The sequence below is a fragment of the Sulfurimonas sp. genome (assembly GCF_014859695.1).
GTDB lineage: Bacteria > Campylobacterota > Campylobacteria > Campylobacterales > Sulfurimonadaceae > Sulfurimonas.
In genome coordinates, this window is sequence record NZ_JACUTS010000144.1 from 1 (window position 1) to 2,616 (window position 2,616).

The following is a 2,616-nucleotide window of genomic DNA, read 5'->3' on the forward strand; positions in this document are numbered from 1 at the left end:
AATGCAAAACAAGACCAAGGTGTGGCGATTGACATCATTGCTTCCTCCTACCAAAACGCAAATGAGATAAAAAATTTAAAAAGTTTCAAACTCTTAGCGCTTGATGGCATCCAAAATCCTCAAAACTTAGGGATGATTATCCGCTCATGTGCGGCAGGCTATGTCGATGGAATAATTCTTCCTAAAAAAAGCAGCGCAAAAATCTCTCCGCTCGTCATAAAAGCGAGTGCCGGAACACTTTTTAAACTCCCAATCTACTACTGCAACACACTGGATGAAGTTTTAAAAGAGTTGCATGATGCAAAAATCTACCTGCTCTCTTCACATGCCAAAAACAGCATCTATGATTTGAAAAAAAGCGACAAATCCATATTTGTTCTTGGAAACGAGAGCGATGGAGTCTCAAAAGAGATTGAAAAACTATGCAACGACTCGATAAGCATCCCGATGAACAGAGGCGTAGAGTCTTTAAATGTTGCGGTTACCGCTTCGCTTATCGCCTTTATGCGCTAAGCTCCTTTGCTTTTTCATCCCTAAAGAAATTTAATAAAAACACCATAAATATGGACAAAACCAAACCGCTTACAAATGCAACAACTACTATGAGCTTTCTCTTTGGTTTTACTGGATAATCTTTAACAATAAAATCACCGACGACCTCGTTGTTTCTAATATTTTGTTTTGTGATACTGTAATTTAATCTATCGATTTGCTCGTTTAGTTTAATCTTTTTGGACACCAACTCTACATTGATTTGATGTTGCAATTTTCTTATGCTCTCATTTGAGATATTTTCTTTTTCTCTTTGAAGCTCTGCAATTTTAATATTTTTGATATTTTCTATTTGTAACTCCAAATCTCTAATTGACACATTTGTAATATTCTCTTTTTCTCTCTCAAGGTTTGGTATTGTTTGTGCCAAAATGACCTCTTTTTCTACTTTTAAATCCTCTATCTTGTTTTGAGAGTTTAATATTAGGTTCTGATAATTTACCATCTGAATGGAGGCTATAGTTGATGCTGTCGCTTCCTGTGCATTTCTAATATCACTATAGAGTTTATTTACCGACTGAGTATACTCTTCCAATTTCTTAGTATGAAAATCAATTTTTGCCTCAATTGTTTTTAGCTTGAAATCTTTTGAAAATCCAATCTCTTCGTCAATTTTTACAATCTTTTGTGATTTTAAAAGATGGATTTGCTGTTGCAATTTTTTGATATCCTGCTCTTTTAATCTTTTTATCTCTTCCTCTATTTTAACAATTCCATGCTTCTTTAAAATTATTATCTGCTCCTTAATGTTTTTAATCTCAAAATCATCTATATTTTTAATTGCTCTTTTTGTGTTTTCTATGCTGTTTTTTGCTTCTGTTAGATATTGCTCTATTTTTGGCTGATATGAGTTTTTAATAAAATCAACAACCTCTCTATTCTTTTTTAACGCCTCTTCGTTTGATATAGCCTCTGTTTTTATCTCTATAAAGTTTTTTAAATTTTTGTTTGCGGAGATTGTTGTAACCTCTGAGACAAATTCATTATCCGAAGAAAGTTTGTCTTCAACATTAAAAACAAGATTTAGAGTTTTCACTAATGTTTCGGGCTCTACTATTAGATTTTCTTCTATGTATCCCACCTGAACATTAGACTTTACTTCATAGATTGGAGTTTTTGACAAAGCATAAACTATCGCACCCAAAGTTACAAGAATGGTAAAAACGGCTATAAATATTTTATAGCGAACTAAAATTTTAAAAAGTTCTCTTAGGTCAATCTCATCTTCTTGAATACTGTTTGTGACAAATTGGGATTGCTGCATCACTTAAAACACGTCCATTGTGGAAACGAAATAGACCCACACCCCTAAAATCACCAGCATCACAGCAGAACTCTTAAAATATATATTCACAATTTGCCCTTAATTTTACTATTAGTAAAACTTTACACAAATAGTCCTTTGCATTATCTTACGATATGACAAATTTTTACTAATAGTAAACAAAGGCATCTGTTTTGGAAGTATTTGAGAAAATAAATTATCTTATTAGCGAAAAAAATCTGTCCAAAAAAGAGTTTGCAGATAAATTTCTATCTTTAAATCCAAGACTGAGGACAACAGGAGAAGCGCCAAGCTATTCAAGCATATATGGTTATTTAAGCGGAAGACGAGAGATAAAAATAGAGTTGATTCCCTACATTGCAGAAGCGTTAAATGTCAAAGAGCAGGAGTTGTTCAACTTTGACTTAGAGTACTCGACTGAATTCAATATAAGATACTCAAAAGATGCAAGAGAGATTATAGAGCTTCTTCAATATGCCCCAAAAAATATGATAGAACATATCAAAGCAACGTTGCAAAAATTTAAAAAAAGCTATGAAGATGGAGTAAAAGAACCTACCTCATCATGATTTCATAAGGGCGTTTTATCTCCCCGACAACCTCATCTACGCTCATGTGGCGCGATTTTCTTAAAAACTCTTTGCTCTCAAGAAAAACCAAAACGGTAGGGATGGCAAAAATGCTAAAATAAGCGGCTATCTCCTGGTCTATAGAGGTGTCTATACTTATGATTTGAAACTCTTTAAAGTTGCTCTTTATCGCTTCAAAAAGTTTTGGTT

Annotated in this window: 4 protein-coding genes; 2 read left to right on the forward strand and 2 right to left on the reverse strand. The window is 33.3% G+C overall.

Annotated features, from left to right (window positions below):
• A partial coding sequence (locus IBX42_RS12010) for an RNA methyltransferase (RefSeq protein ID WP_294933169.1) occupies positions 1–513 on the forward strand: 513 nt, incomplete at its 5' end.
• Here IBX42_RS12010 and IBX42_RS12015 read toward each other — a convergent pair.
• Positions 503–1,816 (reverse strand): Wzz/FepE/Etk N-terminal domain-containing protein, encoded by a 1,314-nt coding sequence (locus IBX42_RS12015; protein WP_294933172.1) that lies wholly within the window; start codon positions 1,814–1,816, stop codon positions 503–505. The genes IBX42_RS12010 and IBX42_RS12015 overlap by 11 nt on opposite strands.
• 194 nt (positions 1,817–2,010) lie before the next feature.
• On the opposite strand from IBX42_RS12015, the gene IBX42_RS12020 reads away from it, so the two are divergent.
• On the forward strand, positions 2,011–2,406 hold the full coding sequence (locus IBX42_RS12020) for a helix-turn-helix transcriptional regulator (protein WP_294933170.1): 396 nt from the start codon (positions 2,011–2,013) through the stop codon (positions 2,404–2,406).
• Here the strand turns inward: IBX42_RS12020 and IBX42_RS12025 are convergent.
• Positions 2,393–2,616, reverse strand: a 224-nt coding sequence (locus tag IBX42_RS12025; protein ID WP_294933171.1) for a thioredoxin family protein, incomplete at its 5' end; no start/stop codon positions are given. The two genes, IBX42_RS12020 and IBX42_RS12025, sit on opposite strands and share 14 nt — an antisense overlap.

Excerpts from the sequence above, each read along its gene's own strand:
- IBX42_RS12015 (WP_294933172.1), bottom strand. The coding sequence starts at position 1,816 with ATGCAGCAATCCCAATTTGTCACAAACAGTATTCAAGAAGATGAGATT.